The sequence below is a fragment of the Desulfobaccales bacterium genome, assembly GCA_041648175.1.
Classification (GTDB): Bacteria; Desulfobacterota; Desulfobaccia; order Desulfobaccales; family 0-14-0-80-60-11; genus 0-14-0-80-60-11.
Map to the genome: position 1 here is coordinate 1 of JBAZPO010000058.1, position 3826 is coordinate 3826.

A 3826-nucleotide genomic window follows, 5' to 3' on the forward strand; every position below is an offset into this window, starting at 1 on the left:
ATGATCTCTAAGGGCTTGATATCCAGCCGCTGCGGAGGCGGGCCGGGCAGGCCATAGTAGCCCGAGATATCGGGGCCCAGGGTGAGGATGGTCCTGAAGGTGAGGTCGATAGGCTTTAAGCGGTAGCGCTTCAGGCCCTGCTGGGCGTACATCTCGAGGTACTGCGGGGTTTCGGAAGCAGCCTTGCGGGCCGCCACCCCGGCAGTCCCGACCCCCAGGAACACTAAGGCTAAAATTGCAATCAGGCAGGTTTTTTCTCTGGTCCTCATGGCGCCATCCTTTATCCGTAAGACCCGGCCCCGATGGTCCGAGGGCTAAGCAAAGAGTTGCTTGGCCAGGGGCTCATCCAGGGTTCTTAAGATCGAGTATTCCTCCACCGCGGCCACCAGATCGCCCATAGTGCGGTAGGCCACGGCCAAACCGCAGCATTGCCCAACCCCGTCTCGTCGGCCGGGCCTGCCTCCGGCTTTGGCCCCCGGGACTTCCAGGACAGGATTCCCAAAAAGACCGGCCCGATCATCAGCCCACCCAGCCACAGCTCCGGGCTGCCCAAGGAAGAAATGAGACTCAGCCAGGCACCCCATGCCGGAGAACTCATGTGCAGCATTACCATCTCCTGCCTCCTCGGATCAGGGGGCCAAAACCCACGCTGGCGTGGGCTCCGGTCTCAATCTAATTTTTAATGTTGCCATGAATAAAATCAAATTCAGAACGTTTGACCGCACCAAAGGCAAACAAAGTACCCATATAGACTGCCAGGCCGGCTGTAATCGATAGCAAGACATATTGATTGCGCATCATAAATACTGCCAGAGCTGTGATTGCGGCGCAGAGAGCGGGCCGAGCAATAATCTGAATTAATTTGACCAAGCTGAGATAACGCCGCATCTGGAGGATAAAAAGCATCATCGAATAAATGACCTGGGTGGTCAAAATTGCCAAGCAGGCCCCCAGGTAGGAAAATTTCGGGATTAAGATTAGGTTTGCGGCAACATGGACACCGGCAGTTATCCAGGTCAACTTGAGCAAAATCCTCTCTTGGTTACGGGCAATGAGCACGCTTTCACTGGTGTAATTCCAGAAACTGAAGAAAATAACCGCACTCAAGATTTGCAGCGCCTGGGCTGAGGGCGCAAAGGACTCTCGGTAAAGGAATACGACAATCTGGTGAGCAAGTATGCTGGTAATAATGACCAGGGGCACTGCCAGAATAAACATAAATTTCATGGTAAAGCGCAACGTTCGTACGAACTTTCCCAACGATTGAATATGGAGTCCGCTCATCATGGGCAAAAAAGCCCCCATGATGGCGGCTGGGATCAAAGTCACCGGATCAAAAAGTCTGAGCGCCGCAGCAAAATAGCCCACATCCTCTTTCCCGGCCCAGGGGGTCAAGATAATGACACCTATTTGATTACTTAAAAATAAGGCCAGCAAAATACCCCCAAAAGGGGCGGCGTTCACGACGTATCCCCAGAGAATCCGCCGATTCCAGAATAATTTCACCTTGGTGGAGATATGCATCAAGATAAGGGCGCCAACCGTTACGGCGAGGGCAACGGCAACCAGTTGGGCCGATAATACCCCGGTTAAGCGCCAACCGGAGTAAAGCACCAGGGTGCCAAGGGCCAAGTTGCCGACCGAGAAAACGAGCCGCACCACCATCTCTATTTCAGGTCTCTGGTTGGCTCTGAAGAACGCATTCGTGAATTCCATAAACGAATACACCAAGGCAAAACCGCCCGCTATCGCCATCACGGTGAATTCACTCCTGGGAAAAAACATCAAGACCAGGAGAAAGATACCCCAAGATGTGGCTGCAATGAGCACTTTTACGGTAATGATGCCCCAAAAATATCGGTGGGTATTTATCGGGTCCCTGCCCACTTCTCTTTGAATTATGGTCTCGAAGCCAAATTTGGTGGGGAGGGCGACAAAAGTGGCAACTGCCAGAGAAAAGGCATACAACCCTAATTCCTTTGCCCCCAAAAAACGCGCCACCATGACGAAAAACACCACCCCGAGACCCTTGGCAACTATCTCGATGGTTACGAGCAGGATGCTGTTGCGCACAAATCTCTTGGGGGTGATGCCATTGCCTGGATTTTCCATTCAAGTAATCCTTGCCCGCCTTTTTTCTCAGCCCAGCAAATTGAGGAATAGTAAGGTTCATGCGTTCTTCCGATGCCGGTTCATTTTAGTATTGTGGCTTCTCAGACCCTGGGTTAAGGCGCTTTGTCAAACGCCCAGTGGCCACTGCCAGGCCCATGTATAACCAAAATATCCATGCAGTGGTCCAAGGAGCTAAATCGGTGAACCAATGGAAGAGGTGCGCGGCAATGCCCCCAATGAAGCCGAGCCCACCGCATAAGATTAGAGGATCGGGCGAGCGCAACGCCGGCAAAGATGCCATGAAAACGCTCACCACAACAGCGAGAAAGAATATCAATCCCGGAATCCCGATTTCACCGGCTATAAAAAGATACACATTATGGACTGCAGTATCCCAAGCCGTGGTGAGTTGCTGAGGAGTAAAATCATAATCTACAGCCACTGGGACATAATTATTGAGTCCGACCCCGAAAAAGGGGTTGGCGCGAATCATCTTAAAGGCAACATCCATCAGCGGGATTCGTCCGTAAGCGGTTTCGTACTCGGTGCGAAATAAGCCCTTCTGTATGGGGTTGGGTATTGTTAAGACCAGGAGGCTGAAAATAACCCCGAGGGCGGCAGAGGCAAAAATGCCTCTCGATACCCCCAGACGTTTACAAAAATGAATCATTAAAATAATACCTGAAAATAGAACTGAAGAAATGATCCCGCCTCGGGAATAAGTCATCCCCAGACCAACAAACCCAATAACCACCGTTGCTATGAGTAAGAGCTTGTAACTCCGCTTCATCGGATAAAAGAGCATGCTGACAGTTAGAGGTAGGGTCAAATCGAAAAACTCAGCTAGATTGGAAGGATGGCCAAAAGTACCTGTTACCCGAGTAACGGTTATGAGACCCACAAATCCTTTGATATATTCTCGGGCCCCGAATATTTCGAGCCCCAGAGTAGATCCTGTCACATTTTGGGCAATCGCAATGATGGATTCAATAAAAGTTATTGTGACCAGCATGATAATAACCATCCGTAACCTCTTCTCTCTTATCTCACTGGCCGCATAAGTGAAAAGCAGAAAGGAAATCATCAATTCAAAGAGATCGAAGATCCCGAATAATCTATTGTGGATAAGTGTAGAAATAAAAGCCATTGCAAAAAGTCCTGCAAATGGCCATAATGCCACAGTGGAAATAGGAGAATAATCCTTTCGGGTAATAGTTCTGAAGGCCCAGATTATATATAACATAACCAGGGGTGGAAAAAAGATAGGTATTGTAAATCCAAACGTGGTACGAAAAACCGGTGACGAAGTAAAGAGTAGGGTTTTGGATAATCCCAAAATCATCCCTAAAATCAGTAAAACAAGAAAAAATCTTTTCTTGTCTTCTACTGCCACCATATAAAAAAAGACCAACATTCCCACAAATAGAGTGCCACCCCATTTGGTGGGATTACGGATTTTACCCAGAGCTTCGCCCCCGAGGAATCCAAAAATTATCATGGCCGCAATCCCAATAAGGACGCTCACCAGAAACCACCAGAGGTTGATGCCTGATCGGTTATAGGGAGCCTTCTGATCGCTCCAGGGAACGTTCATTTTAACTCCGGGATGGAGGCGAAGACGGGGCGGCCTAGGAAGCGTTCCACGTCTTCGGGGATTTTGAGGGAGTCGTCCCAGTATTCCAGGAGGAAGCCCACGGACAGGCTCACCACCAGG

4 protein-coding genes are annotated in these 3826 nt (G+C 49.9%); all 4 read right to left on the reverse strand.

What is annotated here, in order from left to right; all coding sequences use genetic code 11:
• A partial coding sequence (locus WC600_18870; GenBank protein MFA4904793.1) for a hypothetical protein occupies nucleotides 1–269 on the reverse strand: 269 nt, incomplete at its 3' end.
• A gap of 45 nt (nucleotides 270–314) precedes the next feature.
• A complete protein-coding gene (locus WC600_18875) occupies nucleotides 315–584 on the reverse strand; it encodes a hypothetical protein (GenBank protein ID MFA4904794.1) in 270 nt (89 codons plus the stop codon).
• Between the two features lie 88 nt (nucleotides 585–672).
• Nucleotides 673–2112, reverse strand: a complete 1440-nt coding sequence (locus WC600_18880) for a flippase (GenBank protein MFA4904795.1) — start codon at nucleotides 2110–2112, stop codon at nucleotides 673–675.
• An 85-nt stretch (nucleotides 2113–2197) separates the two neighbouring features.
• Nucleotides 2198–3706: an O-antigen ligase family protein gene (locus WC600_18885; GenBank protein ID MFA4904796.1), complete on the reverse strand. Its 1509-nt coding sequence runs from the start codon at nucleotides 3704–3706 to the stop codon at nucleotides 2198–2200.
• Nucleotides 3707–3826 lie beyond the last annotated feature (120 nt).